Source organism: Alishewanella sp. d11, assembly GCF_049390205.1.
Lineage (GTDB): Bacteria > Pseudomonadota > Gammaproteobacteria > Enterobacterales > Alteromonadaceae > Alishewanella.
Genome location: NZ_CP186547.1, coordinates 3,467,895 through 3,491,171, shown reverse-complemented (window position 1 = coordinate 3,491,171; position 23,277 = coordinate 3,467,895). Strand labels below are relative to the sequence as shown.

Below are 23,277 nucleotides of genomic sequence, written 5' to 3'. Positions count from 1 at the left end.
TTTACCTGAGACAATCGAAAAAAGCGGACTTGATCGTACTTTCCTTACCATGTTGATAAACTCATCATGTTGATGATGAAGACGGTGATGAAGAATATGGCAGCACAACATCGCGTTGTTCGGCGGTCCCTCCCGACAGGCCCCGTGACAGCGGCGTATGAACGCAAGGTGGATGCGGAGGAGGTGCGACGAGATGACGCGCAAGTCGCTCTGGCGGCAAAACTCGATGCCCTGCACGAGTCTCTTACCTCGCTCCCACCAGTACCCGTGCGCACCGACAGACCGACAGAGAGCAGCTCTACAAGCAGCAGTCCGCTGTTACTGTTACTGACGCGATCCTTGGCATCCGCTCAGTCCTTTCTTCGAAAGAAATTCCATTTGTGGTCTTTTGGTCCACCACCGCTAGGCATTTATATTCATGGACCGGTCGGGGTCGGCAAGAGCTTTCTAATGGATCTCTTTTACGCGTCGGTTAATGTTCCTGATGATTCTTGCTGTAATAATGACAGCCACAGCTTCAAACACGTAAAAATTACCAAACGCCGCGTCCACTTTCATGAATTCATGCTAGACGTCCATCATCGAATCTTTGTCTACAAACAGAAGCACCCACGAGATGATGCGATACCCATCATTGCGCAGCAATTGGCACAGGAAGCCCAACTCCTTTGTTTCGATGAATTTCAAGTAACAGACGTTGCCGATGCCATGATTTTGAAACGACTTTTTTTATTATTATTGGATTGGAATGTCGTGGTGGTGGCCACCTCGAATCGCTCCCCCGATGCCTTGTATGAGGGAGGCATTAACCGATCCCTCTTTTTGCCATTCATAGACATGTTAAAACACACGTTCGACATTATCTCCATGGAGGATTCCGCCAAGGATTATCGACTCGAAACTCGAGCTGATGGTCAATCCTATTTTTGGTCAAACAAGGATGTTCACGACGATAATAGTGATAACAACATGCAGGCGCAGTTGAAAGCAATATTTGGTGGCACTGCATCCGGAACTGAGGCCAAGGCCATTCACGTACCCTTCGGTCGCACCGTCCAGGTCGCCCGATTGAATGACCGGTGCGCCTGGTTTGACTTTTCCGAGTTATGCTACCAACCACTCGGCGCGGCCGATTATATTTCCCTCTGCGACCGATTTCAGGTCCTCATCATAGACCGAGTGCCGCAATTAGACGCCAATCACCTCGACGAAGCGCGACGATTCGTGACCCTCATTGACGTGTGTTATGAATCTCGCACTCGCTTGGTGCTAGCGGCAAAAGTCCCGCTCGATGAGTTATTTGTCGAGTTTGAAGCGCAAGTTGAAAGCAGTGATGGAAATGAAGAGTTGTTTGTTAGTGAGAAGGGGGGAAACTCGAGTTCCTTTGCGACGACCATGATTCGCACCAAAGAGGGTGAACAATTTGAGTGGTCGGCGACGGGTCGAAGTGGCGTGTCACTGGCACAATTATCGGCCGCCAATGATCTCGCCTTTTCCTTTCGACGCGCCGCGTCTCGGTTGGTAGAAATGGGTGGAAAGGAATGGGGACGGCAATGACGAAAGCTCTTTACCTTGCAGGGAAATCGGGGTCAGATGAAGGTTTTCCCATCATTCTTCATCTAACACCAATAACTCCTTTTTCCCGTATTTTTTAATAATCGCTATCTCACTTGGACCATTCGCTTATTTAATCTACCTAACATATGGGTATAGGGCGATAGTGAAATCAGGCTATGAACAATAATTTATCCGACATATCACAGCTAACAATCCGCTTTTGCTGGACAATTTCTCCACCGCTGCGCGGCTTTCCGCGCTAAATTTGGGCGTTAGCAGCAAGGGCATTCTTCTGCGCAGACTTGTCAATTACGTTATTAGGGAATAATTTATATACTTATGTACGCATTCGAATTTGATAACGAAAAAAGCCTGATAAACCTTGAAAAGCATGGTATCGACTTTATTGATGCCCAGCTACTCTGGGGAGACCCTTATTTAATTGAGATTGAAGCCAGATCGACAGATGAGGCGCGTTCGTTAGGCGTTGGCTCAATAGACGGCAAGATGTGATCGGCTGTTATCTCGTATCAAGGAGAGATTATAAGAATTATCTCAGTGAGGCGATCGCGTAAAGCGGAGATGGAAATTTATGAAAGCTAAAGTATTTGATAAAAAATTTGACGATGATGCGGTTGATATTATTGATGATCTAGACCTTTCGACAATCAAGCGTTCAAATCAATCGCAACGACGAGTAAATGTGGACTTTCCTGTATGGATGATTGAGTCTCTTGATAAGGAAGCCAGTCGAGTTGGCGTTACCCGTCAGTCAATTATTAAAGTTTGGCTGGCTGAGCGGTTGGAAGACATTGCTGCTAACAAAGCATTGCAGCGGACAAGCCGCTGAATGCGGCTTTATGTGTAATAGAGTAGATTGCATGGAGTTTCAGACGATCCCAATAATGCGGATTTTCGATGAAGATAAAGCAAAAGAGTTTTACCTTGGCTTTCTCGGTATGGAACTAGATTGGGAGCATCGCTTTGAGGATGCGTACCCAATTTACATGCAAGTTTCGCTTGGCGATTTTGTTTTACATCTGAGTGAACACTATGGTGACTGCACACTGGGCAGCAAGGTCTTCGTTAAAGTAAGCAATCTTGATCAACTTTTCGCTCAAGTTACTGCAAAGCCATACAAATATAACAAACCAAGCATTGAAGATGCCCCTTGGGGTGCAAAAACGCTGGCTGTGACGTCAACCCGCTGCGCTGTTTTGTGTGCTAAATTTGGGCGTTAGCTGCTTACAAGCTTGAATGTTCAATTAGTTGTACAAGTTGGTTTTTTAGGGATTATGACCTTATCACAATTATTTCTTGCCGTTATCACTATTAATTTAGGCTTTATTATCAAACTATCCGATAGTGTCTCATCGCTAAAAAAGCGAAAGAAGGTGTCTTGTCATATTTTTGCTGGGGTCTCCAAAAAATGGCTTGGGCGATCATCGAAATAACAGCGCAGACTCCCGCTATATTGGTGTTATTTCCAGAGAGCAAATTAAAAGCATAGTATTTCAAGGCGCTCAAACGTTAGCGCCCTATGAAAAGTCATAATAATTGTTGCGGAAGGAATACAAATTTGAGAAGTATTTAGGTGCAAAAATTAGGTAGAGTGATGAAATCAGTGAGAAACCTTTACCATATTTTTACCACAAGCATATTAATCTGCACACAACCAAACCAATTCAGAGCTATCAAGGATACTAATATGCTTAACTTACTGAAGCCACTTAAATACGTCACCTTATTGTTATGCAGCTATCTGTCTTTGCCGCTGTCTGCCTTGACTGTAAATGGGCTTGAGCTTGAGGTAGTGCAGTCTGGTAGTGGCGATGTTGTGCTGTTATTTGAGTCTGGTTTTGGCTTAGGGCCAGAGGTGTGGCAACAAGTGGTCGCTGGACTACCCAATGGTGTGGTTGCTGTGCGATATGCCCGCGCCGGTACTGGGAAGTCAGAAGATAGAGCAAATACCTCTAGTATTTCGGAGCATCTTGCTGATTTGACGGTGTTAGCCGATACTTTTAGCAAAAACAAAAAGCTAATTTTAATCGGTCATTCGTATGGCGGCTTGCTAGCGACTGAGTATGCGCGCCGGTATGCTGATCGCCTCAGTGGTCTGTTGTTGATAGATCCAAGCGTTTTGCAGCAGCGCCGCTGGTTCAAGGCTGTAGCTGCTCAAGCGGTAATGGAGGAAGATAAACTACTAAGCAGTATGCTCCCCCCAAGAATGCTGATGCAGTTTGAAAAGCTAAATCTTGAACTTGACGAGGTAAGCACTGAAATCACACCGTTACCGTCTGATTTGAATGTCGTTTTGCTAACATCAACCCGTATTGAGCTAAAGCCAATCGCGTTTATCGAAACTGAGGCTGGTAAAGTGCAATGGCTGAAACTGCATGAAGCTTTGTTTTCTGGTGTGAAAAATGGCAGCCATCAGCGGTTTGATCAGCTTGGCCATAATATATTGCAGGAAGACCCAGTCTTGGTACTGCATGCGCTGAAAACTCTTTTGTGAGTACCGAGAACCCTCAGGAGAATAGTGTGAAAAAACAGCTGCAGATATTGTTGATTGAAGATAATCATGCATTGGCCAGTCAGCTGGTAAGTTTTTTGGAAGGAATTGGTTGGCAGGTCGACTATGCCTCTAGCGGCAAACTCGGCTTAAAGTTGGCACAGCAACAACCCTTTGATGTGGTGCTGCTGGACTTAAATCTGCCAGACATTGACGGGCTCGAGTTGTGTGAGACTCTAAGAGCCACTGTTGATATCCAGCTACCCATCTTAATGCTCACCGCCCGCGATGCTTATCAAGATAAAGCACTTGGTTTTGCTGCGGGTACTGACGATTATATGACCAAACCTTTTGACTTACGCGAGATGGCGTTGCGCTGCGAAGCATTGGCTCGCCGCCGTGAGCTTTTTGTAAGGCAAAGTTTGGAAATCGGTGCACTAAAGCTGTGTCGACGGCAACGTCAGGTATGGTGGCAAGGATTGCCAGTTTCACTTACGAATACCGGTGTTTGTATCTTAGAAAAGCTGATGGAAAATCATCCCTATCCGAGTTCGCGCCGTGAGCTGATTACTCATCTTTGGCCGCAGGATGAGCCAGAGAGCAACGTACTGAAAGCACATATTTATACGCTACGAAAAAGCTTAGAACCGGTGATTGGCTATTCAATTATTCATACCATTAGTAGTATTGGTTATCAGCTTAAGGATCTTGGCACGACAGAATGCTCCGACTCTCCAGAGAATGTAAACCATGTTCAAGTCATTCGTTGAGTTTTGCAACAAGTTCGCTCGTAAGTGGCGACGCTTCAATGAAACGCTAGGATTGTTAGGTTTGTTAGGATCCTTATTACTCGTAGGCGCGCTTTGTATGCTATGGCTGTTGCAGTTTTTTGGTGACACTCTGACTTCACTGACAGCCAGCCAGCTGCTGGAACAGGAGCAGCAGTATTTGCAGCAGCAAATAACGGAGCAAACCGTTGCGATCAGCGAGCTGCGGCCATCAAGGCCATATTTCAACATCTCGACAGAGCCTTTACCAGCCCAAATGGAACGACTTAGCCATGATATGTCAGTGGTGGTAATTCCACCAACTGAGCAATCTTCAACTCTATATCTGCGTGCTATCGAATTTGATCACAAAAGCACCTTGGCATCTGAGAGCTGGCTGGTGCTTGATGTGGGGCGCGCGTTGCCATTGTATGAATTTCATTTGTTACTGCAAGGGATCTGCGTGATGCTACTCATCATATTTGGTGGTTGCTCCAGCTGGTTGCTACTTCGTTTGAGGCATACTCAGCAACAGCTTAATGAGGCGCTACAGCGTGAACAGAATTTTGTTAACGACATCAGTCATGAATTACGCACACCGCTTAGTCTAATCCACAATGCTCTCAGCCTTACTGAGGACACATCGCTCAGCGGTGAATCACTCCAATTGGTTAAGGATGCCAACGCGGACATGTCTCACCAGATCCGAGTATTACTGGCACTTGCCAGAAAGCAGCAAACACCCCGAGTGAAGCTGGCGCTCTTGCCCGAAGTGGAGCAAGTGATGTTGCAGCTTTATCAAACTGAACCCGCTTTCATTAGCCAGATTGTACTGGAACTGCCAAAACAGCTTGAGGTATATGGCAACCCTCAGCTGATCCGACTATTGTTATACAATCTCATTAGCAACGCCTGCTATCACAGCGGTTGCGCAGTGTTAAAAATAAGCTATCATGAGAAAACTCTAGAGTTTTATAATGAAATAAATCCATTATCTTTTGGAGATGTTAGGTTGAGCAGACGTTACCAAGGCTTTGGTCATGGCAGCAGTTTAATTAGTCGCATTGCTCAAGAGCTAGACTGGGCGGTGCATACCACGGCCAATGAGCACTACTATCAGGTGAATTTGCGGTTGTGAATGACGCAGATGCAACAGTGATTACATGTTGATATTCTGCAGATGGTGCACTGAATGAACCTTAATAGATTGTTACAGCAGCGCAGCAAAAACAGCGCGACATTCAAAACTGGCCGTGTTCTTTCGCTGGCTGTTACGCGAGATTGAAATGAAATTATTGCCGCAGTGCTCCAATTTTCCGCAAATGCGGGCGTTATAAACCACAAGAAGTGTGGAGGTAGTATGGAAACTCAAGAAGAACAGAAGCCAGTTGGATGTTTAGCATATGTTATTGGTGGAATGTCATTTATTCCTTTAATAGGCGTTTTATTTGGTCTTGTCGCGATAATCTGGGGCTTTGCCATAAAGCACTCTAAACTCAAAATAGTTGGTCTATGCGGCATTTTATTTACAGTTATCTTATATAGTGTTTTGGGTTATTTCGGATTTGTACAAGAGGGGGGCGTATACGATGACCTTAGAAATCAGATGGCCAAATCTCAATTGACAAGTGCTGTTCAAGCAATCGAATTCTATAAAGTACAGAATGGGGAATATCCCGAAACGCTTGAAATTCTCCAATCATCTTTACCAGAAAACTCATTGGTATTTCTGCATGACGTTACATTGGTTAATAGCGAAGGTAGACTGTACTTCTATAAATTAATTGATGAAAGCTCATACCATATCCGAGCATACGGTCGAGATGGAATAATTAACACGGCAGACGATGTGCTACCTGCCCCAATAGAAAATGTGGGACTGGTTGCTGACTATCAAATCCAAAGTGGTTTATAACAAACACAATAAGGTGATTCGCTGGGATAGTAACACGTTGGCTCTGTCGCTTCGCACCTATTTTAGCCCACGTATTACTGCCCCTTATGTGGGTGTTAGCAATATAAGAGGATGTTAATATGTCAGGGATTACAGGTTTAGATGAACTGCTACGTTCAATGAGTCCCGAATTAGTATAATCAGAGTTTGTATTTTGTACTGTCTCAGGTCAGCTTGCAGACTATGTTCAGTTAAATCCAGTAGCTACATTTGCTGAATCTGAAGGTTTGACTTTGGTTCTTGAAAAGTCAGTTGCAGAGAAGGCTGCATTGTCGTTTGATGGTACGTATAGCCAAATATTATCACGACCATATTTTCGTTCAAAGTAGCAACGCTGAAGCAGCACTTTCAGCGTTAGAAGAGTTCAGTGCTTAAGGTTGAGTTATGTTGCTAAGAACTGTGCAAAAGGAATTTGTAGCGCGCAGTATTTTTACGCTGCGACGTCAATCCGCTGCGCCAAAGCTTTGCGTTAGGTAACTTTTGAAAACTATGAACCGTCTAGTCATTTTTATATTTGCCTTAGCACTTTCAAGTTGTACTGTGGGATCTGGCCATCGCAATGTATCTTCAATTGTTCAGTCAGATAAAGCCGTAATGGCTAGTTTGGCTTATGATCTTCAGCAAGAACATATTGCCGGAACTTTTGATGGGCTTGTGCTGGTTGCTCAAGGGAACATTGTCTTATTAAAAAGCGCTTATGGTTATGCTGACAGGGAAGGTTATGTGAAAAATACTGCTAGCGCGATCTTTGATATGGGGTCAATCGCAAAAACATTTACTGCAGCAGCGGTTCTTCAACTTATTCACAGCCAAAAATTGCAGCTTGTTGACACGATTGGCGATTTTTATCCAAATGCACCTGAAGACGTAAAGCCAATAACAATTTTACAGCTTTTAGGACATACGAGTGGCTTGGATAATTTTCATAATGATTCTGACTTTGAATTGATGGATAAAGCTCAGGCTGAACGCAGAATCTTAGCGATGCCGTTAATTGCAAAGCCGGGTGAGAAAATTGCTTATTCCAATGCTGGATATACTTTGTTGGCGGCTATCGTAGAGAAAGTGAGCGAACAACCATTTAAGGATTATGTCCAGTACAATCTATTGACTCCGCTAAACTTGAGTAATACCGGTTTCTATCAAGATCAACGGGTATCTTCAAGCAAGCTTGCTCGGGGCTACGGCGGCGATGACCAAGGCCGTACCACTTTTGAAAAAGGTTTAAGCTGGGCGCTCATTGGGGCCGGTGGTATGGTTACATCAATTGATGATTTAGCTATTTGGTCTGCTGCACTTAAAGAAGGAGCGATCTTCCCCGCAGGGGCGTCAAACTTAGCTTTTTCTAAAGCAAATGAACGCTGGTTGCTGGGGAGTTTAGCGCAGGTAGAAATCAGTGGTGAATCCATCATTCAGATGGGAGGCAGCACCGACTATGGCTATACTGCTTTGATTCAATTTGTTCCGAGTCGAAATCTTTTAGTCGTTCTGTTACTCAATGCACATGACAATAAATATAAAAATGCTACGCACCATCAGCTTAGCAGAAAGCATATACTGCCAATATTGCTTGGCGAAGGCGCAGAGTTGCCTCTTAATTCATTTTAGTCGATCGCTAACGCGCTAACTCATTATTGAAGTATTATTTGTCGGTAATTAATTTGAAATATTAAGCATTTACTCTATTTTTATTTATTCGGAGTAAGCTCATGCCGCCGTTTTCTCGTCGTGATTTTTTAAAATGCTCAGCTTCGCTGCTTGCTGTGGCCAGTGTTTCTACTTTGCTGACAGGGTGTAGCAGCATAGTCAATTCCGCTGAGTTAAGCTCGGTTATGTTTAGTCATGGCGTTGCCAGTGGGGATGCAACACAAGACGCCATTATTTTATGGACACGGGCGCAACCTACAAATGCCGCGCTAACCGAAGTACGGGTAGCTTGGCAGCTGGCGCGTGATGCTGCCTTTACCGATATAGTGCGCAGTGGTTACGTGACAAGCTCTGCCGCGCGCGACTTTACGGTGAAAATTGATGTGCAGCAATTGACTGCTGATCAGCGCTACTTTTACCGTTTTATTGGCGCTAATTCGGAAAGTAGCATCGGGCGCACGCGTACCTTAGCTGCCCGCGGTAACACAGCCGTTAAATTGGCGGTATTTTCCTGCTCAAATTACCCTGCAGGTTATTTTAATGTGTATCGCGAAGCCGCCAAACAAGCCGATTTAGATGCGGTTATTCACTTAGGGGATTACTTATATGAATATGCCGCTGATGGCTATGCAACCGAACATGCCGCCGCTTTAGGCCGCACCTTAGCGGCAGATAATGCTACTGAAACCGTGAGTTTGCAGGATTATCGGAAGCGCTATGCGCTGTATCGCAGTGATAGCGCGCTGCAGCAATTGCATGCCGCTGTGCCTTGGTACTTAGTGTGGGATGATCATGAAATTACTAATGATACTTGGCATAGTGGCGCACAGAATCATCAGCCTGAAACAGAGGGTGATTTTTTTGTACGCCGCACGGCGGCGGTGCAGGCGTATTATGAATGGTTGCCGATCCGGCCACCGCTGGGTGAAGACAGCATGCAAATTTATCGCAGTTTTACCTTTGGTGATTTGTTAAGTTTGCACTTATTAGACACACGTCTGATTGCCCGTGATCAGCAGCTGGCCTATAAAAACTATACGGATAGTGCCACAGGGGATTTTGCAGCTGCACAGTTTCAGGCCGATATCACGGCTGAGCGCCACTTGTTAGGACAGGCTCAGCTGAGCTGGTTAACCATGCAATTAAGTCAGTCGCAAGCCAAATGGCAGTTATTGGGGCAGCAAGTGTTAATGGCCAAAATGCATATTCCGGCAGAGCTGCTTGCCGTGCGTGATCTAAAGCAAGTGCCCGCGAGATTACAACAGCTGGTTGCAGCGAAACAGCGAGTGTTACAAGCGCAGCAACAGGGTGAGTCACCTGAGGCGAGTGACTTGGCAAGGCTTAACCAGCGAATGCCCTATAACTTAGATGCGTGGGATGGCTATCCAAGAGAGCGGGAGCAGCTTTATGCCACGGCCAAAGCTTTAAATAAGCCGCTGGTGGTGTTGGCTGGTGATACCCATAATGCTTGGCACAGTGTGTTAACCGATCAACAAGGAAGCCAAGTTGGGGTGGAGTTTGCCACACCCAGTGTTAGCTCGCCCGGGATGGAAAAATATTTAAATATTGCCCCAGAGCAAGCCAGCGCCTTAGCCCAGGCTTTTTCAATGCTGATTACTGATTTACAGTGGTGTAATTTACATCAACGCGGTTTTATGCAAATTACCGTGAGCCACGAGCAGGTCGCCTGTGATTGGCGTTTTATTGATACGGTGTTAAGCGACACTTACCAAGTGGTGGCGCAGCATCAGGCGATATTTCAAGGCTAAGGTAAGCCGGTTGGGTTTTAGGCGTGATGCCACTGGTAACGTAAAATCGCTAGCAAAAATACAGCAAGAAAAATAAAAACGCGCAGTGTGTATGCTGCGCGTTTTGTATGGAGCCTTGCTATTTAGTTTAGTTACAGCAGTAAAAGCAAGTTAGCGCTATTGGGGTTTGCTTGCGATGCGCTGATACTGCCAAGATAAGCCGGTATCAAAACGCGCTGGAAAGCCTAGCCAACCGCTTGGCTGGTTCGCATTAGTTTTGCCAGCATTGGGCGTTGGACTTAAGGCTAAAAAGGCACATTGCTCGGCTTTGGCTTTGACATGGCAATCCAGCATGGCTAGCGCAAAATGCCGGTTTATGTTGTTAATGTTGGTAATTGACCAACTCGGCTCATGGTAGTGCGAAAAATCGACTAGCGTTTCACGGGCAATGCTCGGGGCAGGGTGCGGCGCGATATTATGTCTGGCGTGATGGAACGTCAGTAGGTATTTGGCTGGGCTACCGGTTTGCTCGTATAACCATTGCATGCCCTCGTAGCCCGACACATCGTCTTGATCACCAGCGGTATACAGCATAGGTACGTGAATATTGGCTAAGGCGTCGGCATTAAATAACCGGTGTTGTCCGCCCCAAGGTGCAATAGCAATTGCTGCTTTCCAGGCGGGATCGACTTGTACATTTTGATACTGACCACCGGCACAGCTGTTAAGTGCTTGCTGTAATGCTTGCTGAGTGGCGGCATCTTGTCGGCCGGTCAGCGCACTTATGCCTTCTGGCGTAAAATTAAAACAACCGCCAACAGTATTAATAGCGCCATAACCACCCATAGAATAGCCAATAACCGCCGCGGCTTGGCTGTCAATAATGCCAGAGAGTGCCTCTGGCTGTTGTTTAAAGTAAGACAGCACAAATTGCTGATCGCGTGAGCGATGAAATAGGGTGTTTAAAAAACCACGAAAAGGCGCATTTTTTTGGTCAATTTCGGCATTAGTGGAATGCGGATGATCAATAGCTGCAACCACATAGCCATGTGAGGCCAGATGTTCTCCCAGATAATACATCAGAGTACGATAGCCGGTATAACCGTGTGATAGCAATACAAGCGGATAGCGCTGCTCTTGGGCAGTAGGGACATCACGAAAGGCCACGCCTTGGATCTGAAACGGGCGGTGACTTTTGGTCACATTCTCATACCTGGCGGCTTTACTGTCTGCCGGAATAGTGCCTGCTGGATACCAAATTTCTAAGGTTAAATGCCGATCTTCAATTTGTTGTGTAAGGGGTTCGAGTTGAGCGGGATTGACAATCGTCAGGGTCGTTACGCCCACCGCATAGTTGCCGCTATTGGCTAAACTAGGAATGGCCGCTGCAGGCTGATTTAGATAAAGTTGCTCTGCTGCAAGTGTTTGAGTCAATAAACCGCTAGTGAACATTAAGGTGGCTAAGGTGGATAAACGCATAGTAAACCTATTTTAAACGCTGAAAATGAAAAAGCGCACTCTCTACAGAGAGTGCGCAGTGAGCGAGGTTAATTACATAAAGCTTTTACGGAACTCAATGCCCACAAAACGTGGTGCGCCAGCAATAAAGCTTGGATAGCCGAAAGCGCCACCGGTGTTACCGGCATCCACTAAGTACTCTTTATCGAACAAGTTACTGGCAGAGAGGGTAACCGACCAGTTCTGCTGAGTATTTTCTAGGCCAATACGCAGGCTAGTTAACTGCACCGCGGCTTGGCTGACATCAAATCCCGCAACTGGTGTATTATCTTCTTCAAAAAAGATATCGCTGCGGAAGGTATACATTACTGAGCTATTTAGACGATACGCCGCCGTTAAATCACGCGAATACATTAAGCCCGTGCCAAGGGTATATTCTGGCTGTAAGCGGAAGCGATTACCCGCCAGATCGCCATTACTGCTGTTATCATCAATTTTGGCATCAATCCAAGCCAGATTACTAAACCACTCTAGCTCATCGCTAAGGCCAACTTTAAACTCAGCTTCGATACCAATGTTTTTAGCATTACCCGCATTATCCGTATAGAAGTTACCGGCATCATCTTGCAGGGTGACTTGGAAGTTTTGATAATCCTGATAGAACATTGAAACGGCGTAACGTAAGCGATTGTTTTCCGTATTGCCTTTTATACCGGCTTCGTAATTCCAGATAGTTTCAGCGGGGATCTCGGTCACTCTTGGAATGGTGCCAGCGCTGCTGTTAGCAGAGCTCACATCGATCACTTCAGAGCGACGGCCTTTGGACACAGTGGCATAAAGGTTTGCATTAGCAGTTAAACGATAGAGCGCATTAAAACGAGGTAACCAACTGCTAAAGCTGTCGTCAGCACTAAAAATTGCGCCGCCGGTTGATGCTACCGGTAATAATGGCACCCGTGCCAGCACCGAATTCGGGAAGTTTGAGGCATAACGGCTGGTTTTATCTTCCGTGACATAACGTAAACCGGCGCTGACTTCTAGTTTGTCAGTGAAGGCATAGCTAACATCGGCGAAAGCAGAATAGGCGGTATTTTCACCAAAGTTCTGGAATACGCCAGCATAAGGTAAAACTTGCGCTTGGCCTTGGGTTAGCACAGGGGTTAATACGGTGACGCTGCCATCAGGGTTAATACAAGGCACGTTAAGGGCAGCAAGTTGGCCAACACAATTTAAATAGATCGATTCTTCGGTGCTAAAAGGTACGCGCTGTGAGCCTTCTTCATCGAAATAGCTGACACCAAAGAAGCTGTTAAGTTTATCGCTATTATAGTTGAAGCGAAGTTCCTGACTTACCTGATCACCGGTTGCATCTTCGGCAAATTCTAAGAACCATGCTTGGGTACCATCAGCATCAAACACTTCCAAAGAGTCAAAACTGCGTTTGGCACTGATGCTGGTTAATTGCCACTGTTCGTTGAGTTCCCAATTCACGGTGAGGTTAAGATCTTTTACAGTACGCTCAATACCTAAGTCACTTTTACCAAAAACCTGCGCGGCAAGTGGGCTACCTGAGGCTTCAACAAAACTATAAGGGCTGGTGTCACCGCCGGTCGGCGCAAAGCGGCGGCTTTTAAAGGCGGTACCGCTATCGTTATTTTTTTCGTAGTTATACACCAGATCAAGGGTTAGATCGTCATTGGGGGTAAACCGTAACGAAGGGCGAATACCTACCCGATCAATGCCGTGTAAGTCTGGCTGATTGACCGCGATATTTTTCACATAGCCATCGCGCTCCCGATAAGTAAAGGCTAAACGGCCTTGAACTTGCTGGCTACCGCCTGTTAAAAAGCCTTGTGCATTTTTTGCCGCAAAATTACCTAAGCCTAAACTAATGGCCGCTTCAAATTCTTCTTGTGGTTTATTGGTGGTGACGCTCAGGGCACCTACTGAGGCCGCAGTACCAAATAACGTAGCTTGCGGGCCTTTGACTACTTCAACCCGCTCAATATCAAACAGTTCAAAATACGAACCGCGTGAACGAGAAATATCGGTACCGTTGTAATACACAGAAACGCGCGGCGCTGCCTGTGCAGAGCCACTGTCAGAGGTGATACCGCGGATCACAAAGCCGGGGTTATTTGGGCTTTGTTCTTGAATCACTAAGCCTGGGGTAATTTCTGATAACACATCTAAATCTTGGATACCAAGCTGCTCGAGCATTTCGCCAGTGAAGGCTGATACTGTAACCGGTACATCTTTAATGGCTTGCACCCGTTTTTGCGTGGTGACGGTGATACGTTCTACATCGGCTTCGGTTGCTAGGCTAGCCGTTTCAGCAACAGCGTGATTAGCCAGACAAGCTAAAATAAGCGCACTTAAGGTACTTTTCTTAAAATTATTTTGAGTGTTATACGTCATTTTTTTAGTCCTACATCAAAGAGATGGACTAAAGTAAACACTCTAGATTACAGTAAGTGGGCAATTTGTTTACTGTTTGCTGACATTTTGATTGCAGTTTTATGGCTTTTTAGTAAAAAGGCCTGTCGTGACAGGCCTTGTTCATTACGTGCTAATAGGAGCTATTAGAAATTTAAACTCACAGTAAAGCTTGCCGTGCGGCCAGCACCAATCAAGTAAGCGCCTTCGCTACCACCGGTGATGTAGTTTTTGTCGGTCAGGTTATTGATGACAAAGGCTAAATCGACGCCGCTGAACAAGCTGCTGTTATCTAAGGCTTTTTCGTAACCTAAATAGGCATTGAATAAGGTATGTGTCGGGATCTCGTCGCGATTCCAAACTTCACTCCCATCTGCGGCGAAGGTGTGTTTAGCCGCCCCAAAATAACTGGCAACATATTTACTTGATAAACCAGCACGATAGTTACCGTCGTTATAGTTTAACGCTAAAGACAGCATTTTCTCTGGAATACCGGCAAGTTTATCGCCTTTACGGTAATCCTTAACTAACGCAGGTTGACCGGCAGGCGTGGTTTTGCTGGCTAACACATCTTCAGAATATTCTGCGCTGTTAAAAGTGATGGCACTGGTTAAGCTGAGATTTTGATGCAAACGCCAATCAAAACTGGTTTCAAAACCACGCGCTTTTACCCCCCCCACGTTATCAAAGTTACCGTCACCTGCCGCTAAGTAGTTTGGCGTACCGTCGGCTGAAGTGGCATAACGTAATAACACGACGCGATCATTAAATTTCACGTTGTAAATAGCACTTGAGAAACTAAAGTTTTCACCAAAATAACGGATACCAAGATCCATATTGGTTGCGGTTTCAGGCGTTAAATTAGCCAGATCAGCCGTCTTTTTATTCTCTAAAATACTGTCTGAAATCGCTTTAAAGTTTTTCGAGTAACCAGCAAATACTTCAACTTTATCGTTGACACGGTAGACTAAACCAGCGCTGGGTAACCAGTCTGAATCACTATCAATGCTGTCTTTGCCTTTACCATTAAGATCATCAGTGCGTGTCAGCTCAACCAAATACTTTTGTACGCCAAGAGTTAATTGCAGGTCGCCTAAACTGATTTGGTCTTGTAGGTAAAACTTGGTGACATCATGTTGGTAGTCGTCATCAAACTGCACCCAATAAGGTTGATTGTTAAACTCATAGGATACACGCGGATCGATCACATCATGCCAATCACGGGTTTGGTTACGCTCTTGCGACTCTAACCACACACCCGTACGTAAACGGTGATTACCCAGCTCCCAGCTTAGGTTGGCTGTGGTACCGAACCGGGTTTTCTCGTAGTGAGTGTGACGATATGAAGATACGCGTTTAGCACCCGCTTGGCTGTTGTTACCGTCTAGAATTGGTAAGCCAGACGCATCTACGTGGGTATAGTTTACCCGTCTGGTGCCGTTACCACGGTTGATGCGATCACCATTAGCGTTAGTCGCATACACTTGGAATGGCGGTAACCAGTCACCACGACCATTTTGTAAATGCAAATAGGGCGTAACATCAAGCTCTAGGTTGTCAGATAAATACCATTCTGTTTTTACGTAGGCTAGGGTATTTTCACGCAGCGTTGACCACGCTTCAGCATAGTTCTGATCGTTATCTGGGTTGCCAGTCCAGCTAGTGGTTAAGCCATCCCAACGTGGCGTGCGTTTGAAATGCGCTAAAGAAATGGGTTGGTAGTTATCTTCGTGTGCATCGTTATAAGAAACACGTGCTGTGACACGACCTTTTTCCAGCTCGGTAACACTCTTAAATTCAACATGTAAACGATCGGTATTACCGTTGCTGCCTGAACCCATCCAGCGGTTATTAAAGCTATCAGACAGACTAAAATAGGCGGTGGTATTACCAAAGATTTCACCGCTATCATAACGAGCATAATAACGACGAGCATTATGGCTACCGCTAGTGTATGCAAAGCGTGCACCAGCTTCCATCTCTGGGTTAGCTGAAACAAAGTTGATGGTACCCCCTAGTGCATCTAACGAGGCTGAGGCAATATCGGCACTACCTTGACCTACTTCTACCAAACGGGTGTTTTCAACATCTAAATAACGGTTGGCTTTACTGCCGCCTGCATAGGCTGAGCCACCATTTGGGATGCCATCAATTGTAATACCTAATTGCTGATCGGCGCGATCAATCACAAAACCACGCATGCTAATTGTTGTGGTGTAATCATCACCACCGAAGGCATCACCTTGACCGACATTAATACCAGGTAAGTTATCAATTAGATCCATCACGTTACCGATTGGCGCTTTAGCCAGTTTCATTGCTTCATCGGTGGTGTTGTTGGCATAGCTAACACGTTTACCCAGAACTGAAATCACTTCTACTTCTTTTTCAGCTGCCTGATTGGCCAGCTCCGCATAGGCTGGAACGCTGATCGCGCTTAACACGGCTAAGGTAAGTAAGTTGGCTTTAAAAGTTTGCACAGAATTCTCCACTAGCGATTATGTTTTTGTTTTAGCATGCTGGTTGAACCAGCATGCCGCGGCGCTAGTGTGCAGATTTTTTATTACGTAAATCTTACAGAAAAATGTCTTTTAGATTAAATGTTCACGTTATTTGTTATGTTGTAACATGCAGTTAGCATAAAAAGTGGTCGTTGCAGGCCAATCCGAAAATACGCCGATCACGCCAACTTGTCTGGCTAGCACATCGAGTAATTGCAGTGTCACGCTATCATCACTGGTCACCTCAGCAATAGATTGATAATACCAACCACCACCATTCGCTAAGGGGCCTGAGCGCTCTAACGACCAGGTGATCAGGTGTAAACCCGCCGCTTTGGCGGCTTTGGCATACGCAGAAGGCACAATATTGCCATTTTCTACTGTCACTAGCGCCCAAAGTGGCGGTGCAATAATATTAAGTCCTTCAGCTTTTAATTCAGTAAAACTGGGGATGAGTAACTGCGGTTTACTGGCGTCATAAGTGTCAGCTTCAACCCGCGCATCCAAAAATACCGCTTGTTTGGCAAACTCCGGCTCGTGTTTTAGCCAATAACGAATATCTTCAATATGAAAAGATTGCGGCCAGACTTGATCTGGGGTAACGCCAGCGGCTTTATATTCATCAATAAGCTGCTGCGCATAATTTTGCTGCGTATAGTTGCCTTGATAGGGCATCTCAACTTCTGGCGCTTTTAGCTCAGGGGTCATCATCACGCCATGCGCTTGAAACAGCGCAATACTTTCTTGGTGCGTCAAGGGCGCGGCGCATTGGGCATATAAAGTGGTACGCCAAGCCGGGCTGCCGTTGACATAGTCTACAACAGTGGTTGCCGCAGGATTAACGCCATCCATTTTCGCACAGAGGCTCTTGTATTCAGCGACTGTAATATCTGAGGCACAACAGTTTGCCGTGGCGGGTTGTTCACCACTTGCCGGGCTAAAAGGGGTGGTACATTTCGCTGCGAGCTCGGGTCTTAGCAAGATATCGGTAGTTTGGTGTAAGTCGCATTGGGCATGCCGGCAGACCAATTGTTTGTCGGCTGTAAAGGTCACGTCACATTCTAAGATACCGGCGCCCATCCGGATAGCCGCTAAATAAGAAGCCTTACTGTGCTCTGGAAATTGTAACGGTGCACCACGATGACCAATGGAAAAATTATGTCGCTGTGCGGGTTGCTGCAGACATTGACTCAGCGCATGCTTAAGATCGCCTGAGGGCAATAAATCGGTTAAATAGGCGGGTCTTGGACCCAATTCAGCATGCGGTAAGGTCAATAACAGTAGGGTAGGTAATAACATAGCCGTTTCATGTAGTTAAAAATTTTAGTCTAGTGCTGCTACATGACATTTTTATGATGGCATAGCCCTGATCTGGGTAAAATCAGGGCGCTTTGTTCATCACTCTGCTTGGCAGCAGATGAGATCGTTAACGATTAGTCAGTTGTCGCTAAGGTTACCGTAATAGCTTGGTTTTCAGTATCCACACTGAAAATCCGTACCTTTAGCGGTTGTCCTAGTTCATACACGCTGGTTTCACCCTGATAACAACGACCTTCTTCCCAATTTGCTACAAGCGGTTGGCTTTCTGAACTCAGCAAACTGAGCGGCATAAAAGCCGTTGCACCGATTTCGGTTAACCGCACGCGGATCCCCGCGCGGTTGATATCCATAATCTCTGCAACAAAACCTTGCTCACTGCCAATAAATTGCTGTAGATACTCGGTATACAGCCAATCCGCAATGTCCCGTTCGGCTTTACGTTGTACTTTACGTTGCTCTGCCAGATGTTGCGTTAATTGCTCATTGGGTTTGTCTGCTGGCTGGGCGGTAATGATCGCTTTGATTAAACGTTGATTGACTAAATCACTGTACTTGCGAATAGGCGACGTCCAGGTAGCGTAATGTTGCAACCCCATACCAAAGTGCGCACCAGGCTCGACGCTAATTGCCGCATAAGATTGAAAGCGACGGATCCGATTTTCTAGATAACTGGTCGGTTGTTGTTGCAACCAGCGGCGCAATTGGCAATAGCCCGTCAGAGTAGTGAACTGCTCTGCAGCAATCGGGCAGTCGGCTTTCGCTAACAGCTCGGTCAGCCCATTAAGCTTGCTGGCTTCAAAACCACTATGTGTATTAAACAAACCAAAACCTAGCTGGCTTGCTAGAAACTCACCGCAGGCCAAATTAGCTGCAATCATTGCTTCCTCTACCATTTGGTTAGCAATTCGGCGGTATTCAGCGTGGACGGCAACAAGCTTGCCGTTTGCCAATTCAAAACGATAATCGGGTTTGTCTTGAAAGACGATGGCATGCTGCTGGCGCCATTGCTGCCGAGTCGCAGCCAGTTCAGCCAGTGCCTGTAACTGCTGGGCCATTTCGGCAGATTCTGGTTGCCAGTTGCCATTTTGCTCAATGTAGTCAGAGACTTGGTTGTAACTAAAACGCGCTTTTGAGCAAATCCATGCCAATTCAAAGTGCGGCTCGCCGACTACGTTACCTTGATGGTCAATCTGCAGCGTAACACATAACGCTGGACGCTGTTGCGCTGGGTGCAAAGAACACAGCTCGTCCGCTAATTGGCGTGGCAACATCGGGATATTGCGGCCGGGTAAATACGTGGTGTAAGCCCGGACTTTCGCTAACTGATCTAAGGGGCTGTCTGTTGTGATATAGGCATCAGGATCTGCCACAGCCACTTGCAACTGCCAGCCGCTAGCTGTTGCTTGAATGCTGATTGCATCGTCCATATCCTGAGTGCTTTCACTGTCTATAGTAAAAAACGGCTGCGCAGTTAGATCAGTACGCTGAAATGTATCAGTTAGCGTTAAGGGCTCGTCAGTAGCGGGGGCTGTTTTGGCTAAATGATGCCGAGCAAGTACCACCCACCATGGCGCTTCAGGATCGGTCGCTTTGGCAATTAAGGCGGTCACCGTAACCAAGAATTGTTCGTCACTTAAGGCGTGCTGCGTTAAGTTAGCCAAAACCCAATCGCCGTCCTCTAACACGCTATCCGCCATGTCTTTGGCCTGCGCCGCCTTTAATGCTTCGCGCATTTGTGGATGATCAGGGACTACCTGCAGCTTATTCTTATGCCGTTTTACTCTGCCCACAAATTGCGTTAACGCCGCTTGCAGCAGCTTTTGTGGTTCAGCTTGGCTTTTGTCGTCTACCGTGCTGATTACGGCGCTGACTTTGTCACCATGCAATACTTTTTTCATCTGAGGGGGCGCGATAAAGATACTTTCTTTATCATTAATTTCCAGAAAACCAAAACTTTTAGCGGTAGCGCGGACTACACCTTCTTTGGTGGGCAAGGATTCGCGCATTTGCTGTTTCAATTGCGCCAGTAACGGATTATTTTGTAGCATTTTTGAGTACCTGATAAATTCACGGCGTCACTATACGGGGTTAGGCGTACTAAGCCAAGTGTAGTGATGCAAGCTTGATTGCGCTTGTGTAAAGAAAAGGAAATAAATCGTATTTGTGATTGCGAAATGCGCGCGACTGCAGGTAACATCGATTGCTGATTAAAAACTTAGCCTGAGTTATCCATGTAGTAACTAAGTAAATTAATTAAGGTGTAACGGTGTTTGGACAATTTAAGCTGCAGGATAGTATCAGTCGTTCAGCTGCATTAGCGTTTTATCTGATTATTGCTGGTTTTTTCATTATGGTAGCGCTGCTTGGAATTATCGAGCAGCTGTTTCTTAATGATTTGATGCTACCTATCTTATCGGTAACACTGGTTAAAATCGGTGCTTTACTTAGTCTCGGTTTTTCAGCGGTGGTATTTCAATGGCATAAGTTAAGAGTCAGTAGTGGGCTGTTGCTACTGCTGATCGCGCTTCATCTAAGTGTAAATGGCGTAAATCATGCCCATGAGTTAAGTGGCATTCCAATTTTGATCATCATTGTGCTGTCAATTTTGGCTGCGGCATGTTTATTGATACCGCTGCAGAGCAGACTGAGTCGGCTACTTTGGCAATCTGTTGCTTTGATTATTTTTGTCTATGGCTGTTTATTACAACTGTCGCTGTGGTTCCCCTTTTTGCCTCACTCTGCACAAACTCCGTTTAGTTCTTCTTTAATCCCAGTGATGTTTATCACAGGGGGGATAGCTTTAGCGCTTCGGCAACATTTTAAGTTAAGCGTTACTGGTGGCGTTACCCGTAGTACCGTAATTGCGATTATTATGTTTCAAGCGGGTTATGGAGTGTGGTTTGCTTTGACACTTTATGACATTAAATATGAAACACACATTGCGCAACAGAAAACTGAGCGTGTGATCAGTGGCGTACGTTCTCAATTAACCTTTGCCGAAACCTTGCTAGCCAGTGCCAATGTCCGTTGGCAACGAATTGATAGTGAGCAACGTTTGAATTTTATGTCTGCCGATTTAGCAGATATGACAACAAATTATGATTTGATCCATGGTGCTATTATTTTCGATTCGGAATTACAACCTCGTTTTATGACTGGCAAAGCGGCTGCATTTTATCAACAGGGATTGTTTAACAGTTCGACTCTACAAAACTGGTTAGTGCAAAAGGATTCTGACGCTCAGCTTGGAACTAATGGGCGTTCTTTAGAGACTGATGAACCTTTTTTAATGAGGAAGTTATATGTCTCAGTTGCGGCAGATGAGATCAAAACGGTGCTTGTACTCATTAACTTACAGCACGCGTTAATGACTGATCGTTCTGATAAGGGTGCCAAGCTCAGAATTTATCTGGAAGTCTTACCTGATGTGTTGTTATCGGTTGATGAACACGTTTTTTCTCGGGCTAGCTTTAGCGAGTTAACAGCAAAATACCGCTATTACTTTAAATTGACACCTGATGATCAGCGTTGGCAAGATCGTCATTTTTACGTTTTTATCAGTGATATTCAGGCGTTACAAGCGCGTTCTCGTTTGCATCAAGTAGTACTTTGGGTAGCTTTAGTATTTTGTTGTACTTTCATCTTAGCGGCAGATCGCACTAGGCAACTGCATCGTGAGAAAGCAAAACTGGTGACCTTAGCCAAGTACGATGATATTACCGGTTTACTGCGTCGCGACGCTTTTTATCAAGCCGCAGAGCCGCGACTGCCTGCTGAAAACGCTTTACCTGAAGCCATGATATTTATTGATTTAGATGGCTTTAAACCGATTAATGACAGCTTCGGTCATGACGTAGGCGATAAATTATTAACTGAAATTGCCAATAGGATCAGGTTGTTGGTGGGAGAGGATACCTTATTAGCGCGCTTTAGCGGTGATGAGTTTTTAGTGTATCTGCCTGGCTGCCATGCCTTGGACGCACAGCATTTAGCGGTCAGCATATTGCAAAGTATTGCCGCACCCAGTACTTCAACCGGCTTTAATGTTTATGTCACAGCCAGTATTGGTATTGTTATTAATACCGAAACAGGTAAAAGCTCACAGTTACTCACGCAATTAGCCGATGTCGCGATGAGCTATGCGAAACAAGCGGGAGGCAATACTTATCGTTTTTATCAGCATGTTATGGCGGATGATTACCGTAAAATAATGGCCATTCGAAATCGTTTACAGGCTGCGCTGGATGCGAATCAATTACAGGTATTTTACCAACCGGTGATTGATTTTAGATCTGGACAGGTGGTGGCCTTAGAGAGTTTAGTGCGCTGGCATGACGAAGGTCGCTACATTTCCCCCGCGGAGTTTATCCCCATTGCAGAGCAGACCGGCCAAATTATTCAATTAGGGGAACAGGTTACGGAAATCGTTCTTAAAGATCTGCGTGATCAACCGGAATTAGCGCTGTTAAGCGCAGCGATTAATGTGTCATCACAACAGTTACGCCGCTACGACTATGTGTGCTTTCTGGCGCAAGCATTTGCCCGTTTTGACATACCGCCACAGCGTATTTGTATTGAGCTAACCGAAAGCGCACTGCTTGAAGGCCAAACTAATGCCTTTTTGTTGCCTGAACGGATTAAACAATTAGGTTGTTTACTGGCATTAGATGATTTTGGTACTGGGTACTCTAGCTTATCGTATTTATATCGATTGCCCGCGGATAGCATAAAGCTAGATCGTTCTTTTACGCTAGATTTATTAGCGGACACAAAACAACGTAAGATCGTCGAAATGATCGTCAGCACCTGTAAGGAAATTGGCAAAACGGTTGTGATAGAAGGCGTGGAAACGCCAGAGATGGCGCAGCTTTGTCGCGAATTAGGCTGTGATAGGGTGCAAGGGTATTTTTATGCGCGCCCTATGCCACTGCCTGAGTTATTGGTGTTTTTACGTGAACAACGGCTTGGCTAATATTGTCAACGTAGGGTGCGTTATTAGCACGATGATTAACGCAAACCATTAAACGGCTGTAATTAAAATACCAATCTTACTTTTCTTTTCAGCCAAATTATGGTTTTATAAAAACCAATTTACATAACAACGCTATGTAAATAATTACATCTTGTCGGAGTGCATTAAGGCATTATGCCTTAAAGCTGAGACCGCAGTGCGGGATCCGTTGAACCTGATCAGGCTAATACCTGCGAAGGGAACAAGTAGTGGTTAAGTGATACCTTAGTGTAGGCCAATGGCACTTTAGCTAGCTGCCCAATAATGCAATTTACCATGTTATTTTTGTGAGTAATGTGAGTTATATGGCATTTCAGGGGACTGCAGCGGTAAGTCAACCAGCAGTTTTTACACTGGGGTAAAACA

17 protein-coding genes, 1 pseudogene and 1 riboswitch are annotated in these 23,277 nt (G+C 45.5%); of the genes and pseudogenes, 13 read left to right on the top strand and 5 right to left on the bottom strand.

The annotated features are described in order from the left end of the window. The first annotated feature begins 96 nt into the window (after positions 1 to 96). The 12 genes and pseudogenes from zapE to ACO1PK_RS15550 all read left to right on the top strand — a co-directional run bounded on the left by zapE (position 97) and on the right by ACO1PK_RS15550 (position 10,206). Positions 97 to 1,557, top strand: a complete 1,461-nt coding sequence (gene zapE, locus ACO1PK_RS15605; RefSeq protein WP_423186522.1) for a cell division protein ZapE — start codon at positions 97 to 99, stop codon at positions 1,555 to 1,557. Between the two features lie 339 nt (positions 1,558 to 1,896). Beyond that, entirely contained in the window at positions 1,897 to 2,070 is a 174-nt protein-coding gene (locus ACO1PK_RS15600) for a BrnT family toxin (RefSeq protein WP_423186521.1), read from the top strand. 79 nt (positions 2,071 to 2,149) lie between these two features. Further along, positions 2,150 to 2,407, top strand: a complete 258-nt coding sequence (brnA, locus tag ACO1PK_RS15595; protein ID WP_423186520.1) for a type II toxin-antitoxin system BrnA family antitoxin — start codon at positions 2,150 to 2,152, stop codon at positions 2,405 to 2,407. A 31-nt stretch (positions 2,408 to 2,438) separates the two neighbouring features. Continuing rightward, entirely contained in the window at positions 2,439 to 2,798 is a 360-nt protein-coding gene (locus ACO1PK_RS15590; RefSeq protein ID WP_423186519.1) for a glyoxalase superfamily protein, read from the top strand. A gap of 169 nt (positions 2,799 to 2,967) precedes the next feature. Next, entirely contained in the window at positions 2,968 to 3,111 is a 144-nt protein-coding gene (locus ACO1PK_RS15585; RefSeq protein ID WP_423186518.1) for a S26 family signal peptidase, read from the top strand. Between the two features lie 154 nt (positions 3,112 to 3,265). Continuing rightward, on the top strand, positions 3,266 to 4,072 hold the full coding sequence (locus ACO1PK_RS15580; protein ID WP_423186517.1) for an alpha/beta fold hydrolase: 807 nt from the start codon (positions 3,266 to 3,268) through the stop codon (positions 4,070 to 4,072). Positions 4,073 to 4,098: 26 nt separating this feature from the next. Then, on the top strand, positions 4,099 to 4,839 hold the full coding sequence (locus ACO1PK_RS15575) for a response regulator transcription factor (RefSeq protein ID WP_423186516.1): 741 nt from the start codon (positions 4,099 to 4,101) through the stop codon (positions 4,837 to 4,839). 97 nt (positions 4,840 to 4,936) lie between these two features. Further along, entirely contained in the window at positions 4,937 to 5,974 is a 1,038-nt protein-coding gene (locus tag ACO1PK_RS15570) for a sensor histidine kinase (protein ID WP_423186515.1), read from the top strand. 222 nt (positions 5,975 to 6,196) lie between these two features. Then, entirely contained in the window at positions 6,197 to 6,751 is a 555-nt protein-coding gene (locus ACO1PK_RS15565) for a type II secretion system protein GspG (protein ID WP_423186514.1), read from the top strand. Between the two features lie 242 nt (positions 6,752 to 6,993). Next, positions 6,994 to 7,119: pseudogene (locus ACO1PK_RS15560) on the top strand (ACT domain-containing protein); the annotation flags it as partial. A gap of 160 nt (positions 7,120 to 7,279) precedes the next feature. Further along, a complete protein-coding gene (locus ACO1PK_RS15555) occupies positions 7,280 to 8,398 on the top strand; it encodes a serine hydrolase domain-containing protein (protein ID WP_423186513.1) in 1,119 nt (372 codons plus the stop codon). 101 nt (positions 8,399 to 8,499) lie between these two features. Then, positions 8,500 to 10,206: an alkaline phosphatase D family protein gene (locus tag ACO1PK_RS15550; protein ID WP_423186512.1), complete on the top strand. Its 1,707-nt coding sequence runs from the start codon at positions 8,500 to 8,502 to the stop codon at positions 10,204 to 10,206. A 156-nt stretch (positions 10,207 to 10,362) separates the two neighbouring features. Here ACO1PK_RS15550 and ACO1PK_RS15545 read toward each other — a convergent pair whose 3' ends face one another. The 5 genes from ACO1PK_RS15545 to ACO1PK_RS15525 all read right to left on the bottom strand — a co-directional run bounded on the left by ACO1PK_RS15545 (position 10,363) and on the right by ACO1PK_RS15525 (position 19,948). Beyond that, the gene (locus ACO1PK_RS15545; RefSeq protein WP_423186511.1) at positions 10,363 to 11,664 is read right to left on the bottom strand and encodes an alpha/beta hydrolase family protein; all 1,302 of its coding nucleotides are present in this window, start codon (positions 11,662 to 11,664) and stop codon (positions 10,363 to 10,365) included. Positions 11,665 to 11,736: 72 nt separating this feature from the next. Continuing rightward, on the bottom strand, positions 11,737 to 14,061 hold the full coding sequence (locus tag ACO1PK_RS15540) for a TonB-dependent receptor (protein WP_423186510.1): 2,325 nt from the start codon (positions 14,059 to 14,061) through the stop codon (positions 11,737 to 11,739). A gap of 164 nt (positions 14,062 to 14,225) precedes the next feature. Further along, positions 14,226 to 16,559 (bottom strand): TonB-dependent receptor domain-containing protein, encoded by a 2,334-nt coding sequence (locus ACO1PK_RS15535; protein WP_423186509.1) that lies wholly within the window; start codon positions 16,557 to 16,559, stop codon positions 14,226 to 14,228. A gap of 129 nt (positions 16,560 to 16,688) precedes the next feature. Beyond that, the gene (locus ACO1PK_RS15530) at positions 16,689 to 17,879 is read right to left on the bottom strand and encodes a glycerophosphodiester phosphodiesterase family protein (RefSeq protein ID WP_423186508.1); all 1,191 of its coding nucleotides are present in this window, start codon (positions 17,877 to 17,879) and stop codon (positions 16,689 to 16,691) included. Positions 17,880 to 18,013: 134 nt separating this feature from the next. After that, positions 18,014 to 19,948, bottom strand: a complete 1,935-nt coding sequence (locus ACO1PK_RS15525) for an exoribonuclease II (protein WP_423186507.1) — start codon at positions 19,946 to 19,948, stop codon at positions 18,014 to 18,016. Positions 19,949 to 20,166: 218 nt separating this feature from the next. Between ACO1PK_RS15525 and ACO1PK_RS15520 the strand changes: the two genes are divergently transcribed. Then, a complete protein-coding gene (locus ACO1PK_RS15520) occupies positions 20,167 to 22,872 on the top strand; it encodes a putative bifunctional diguanylate cyclase/phosphodiesterase (protein WP_423186506.1) in 2,706 nt (901 codons plus the stop codon). Positions 22,873 to 23,017: 145 nt separating this feature from the next. Next, a riboswitch (TPP riboswitch) is annotated at positions 23,018 to 23,130 on the top strand. Positions 23,131 to 23,277 lie beyond the last annotated feature (147 nt).

Coding starts and splice junctions, on each gene's coding strand:
- ACO1PK_RS15525 (WP_423186507.1), bottom strand. CDS start 19,948: ATGCTACAAAATAATCCGTTACTGGCGCAATTGAAACAGCAAATGCGC.
- ACO1PK_RS15555 (WP_423186513.1), top strand. CDS start 7,280: ATGAACCGTCTAGTCATTTTTATATTTGCCTTAGCACTTTCAAGTTGT.
- ACO1PK_RS15580 (WP_423186517.1), top strand. CDS start 3,266: ATGCTTAACTTACTGAAGCCACTTAAATACGTCACCTTATTGTTATGC.
- brnA (WP_423186520.1), top strand. CDS start 2,150: ATGAAAGCTAAAGTATTTGATAAAAAATTTGACGATGATGCGGTTGAT.
- ACO1PK_RS15530 (WP_423186508.1), bottom strand. CDS start 17,879: ATGTTATTACCTACCCTACTGTTATTGACCTTACCGCATGCTGAATTG.
- ACO1PK_RS15565 (WP_423186514.1), top strand. CDS start 6,197: ATGGAAACTCAAGAAGAACAGAAGCCAGTTGGATGTTTAGCATATGTT.
- ACO1PK_RS15570 (WP_423186515.1), top strand. CDS start 4,937: ATGCTATGGCTGTTGCAGTTTTTTGGTGACACTCTGACTTCACTGACA.
- ACO1PK_RS15540 (WP_423186510.1), bottom strand. CDS start 14,061: ATGACGTATAACACTCAAAATAATTTTAAGAAAAGTACCTTAAGTGCG.
- ACO1PK_RS15550 (WP_423186512.1), top strand. CDS start 8,500: ATGCCGCCGTTTTCTCGTCGTGATTTTTTAAAATGCTCAGCTTCGCTG.
- ACO1PK_RS15545 (WP_423186511.1), bottom strand. CDS start 11,664: ATGCGTTTATCCACCTTAGCCACCTTAATGTTCACTAGCGGTTTATTG.
- ACO1PK_RS15590 (WP_423186519.1), top strand. CDS start 2,439: ATGGAGTTTCAGACGATCCCAATAATGCGGATTTTCGATGAAGATAAA.
- ACO1PK_RS15600 (WP_423186521.1), top strand. CDS start 1,897: ATGTACGCATTCGAATTTGATAACGAAAAAAGCCTGATAAACCTTGAA.
- zapE (WP_423186522.1), top strand. CDS start 97: ATGGCAGCACAACATCGCGTTGTTCGGCGGTCCCTCCCGACAGGCCCC.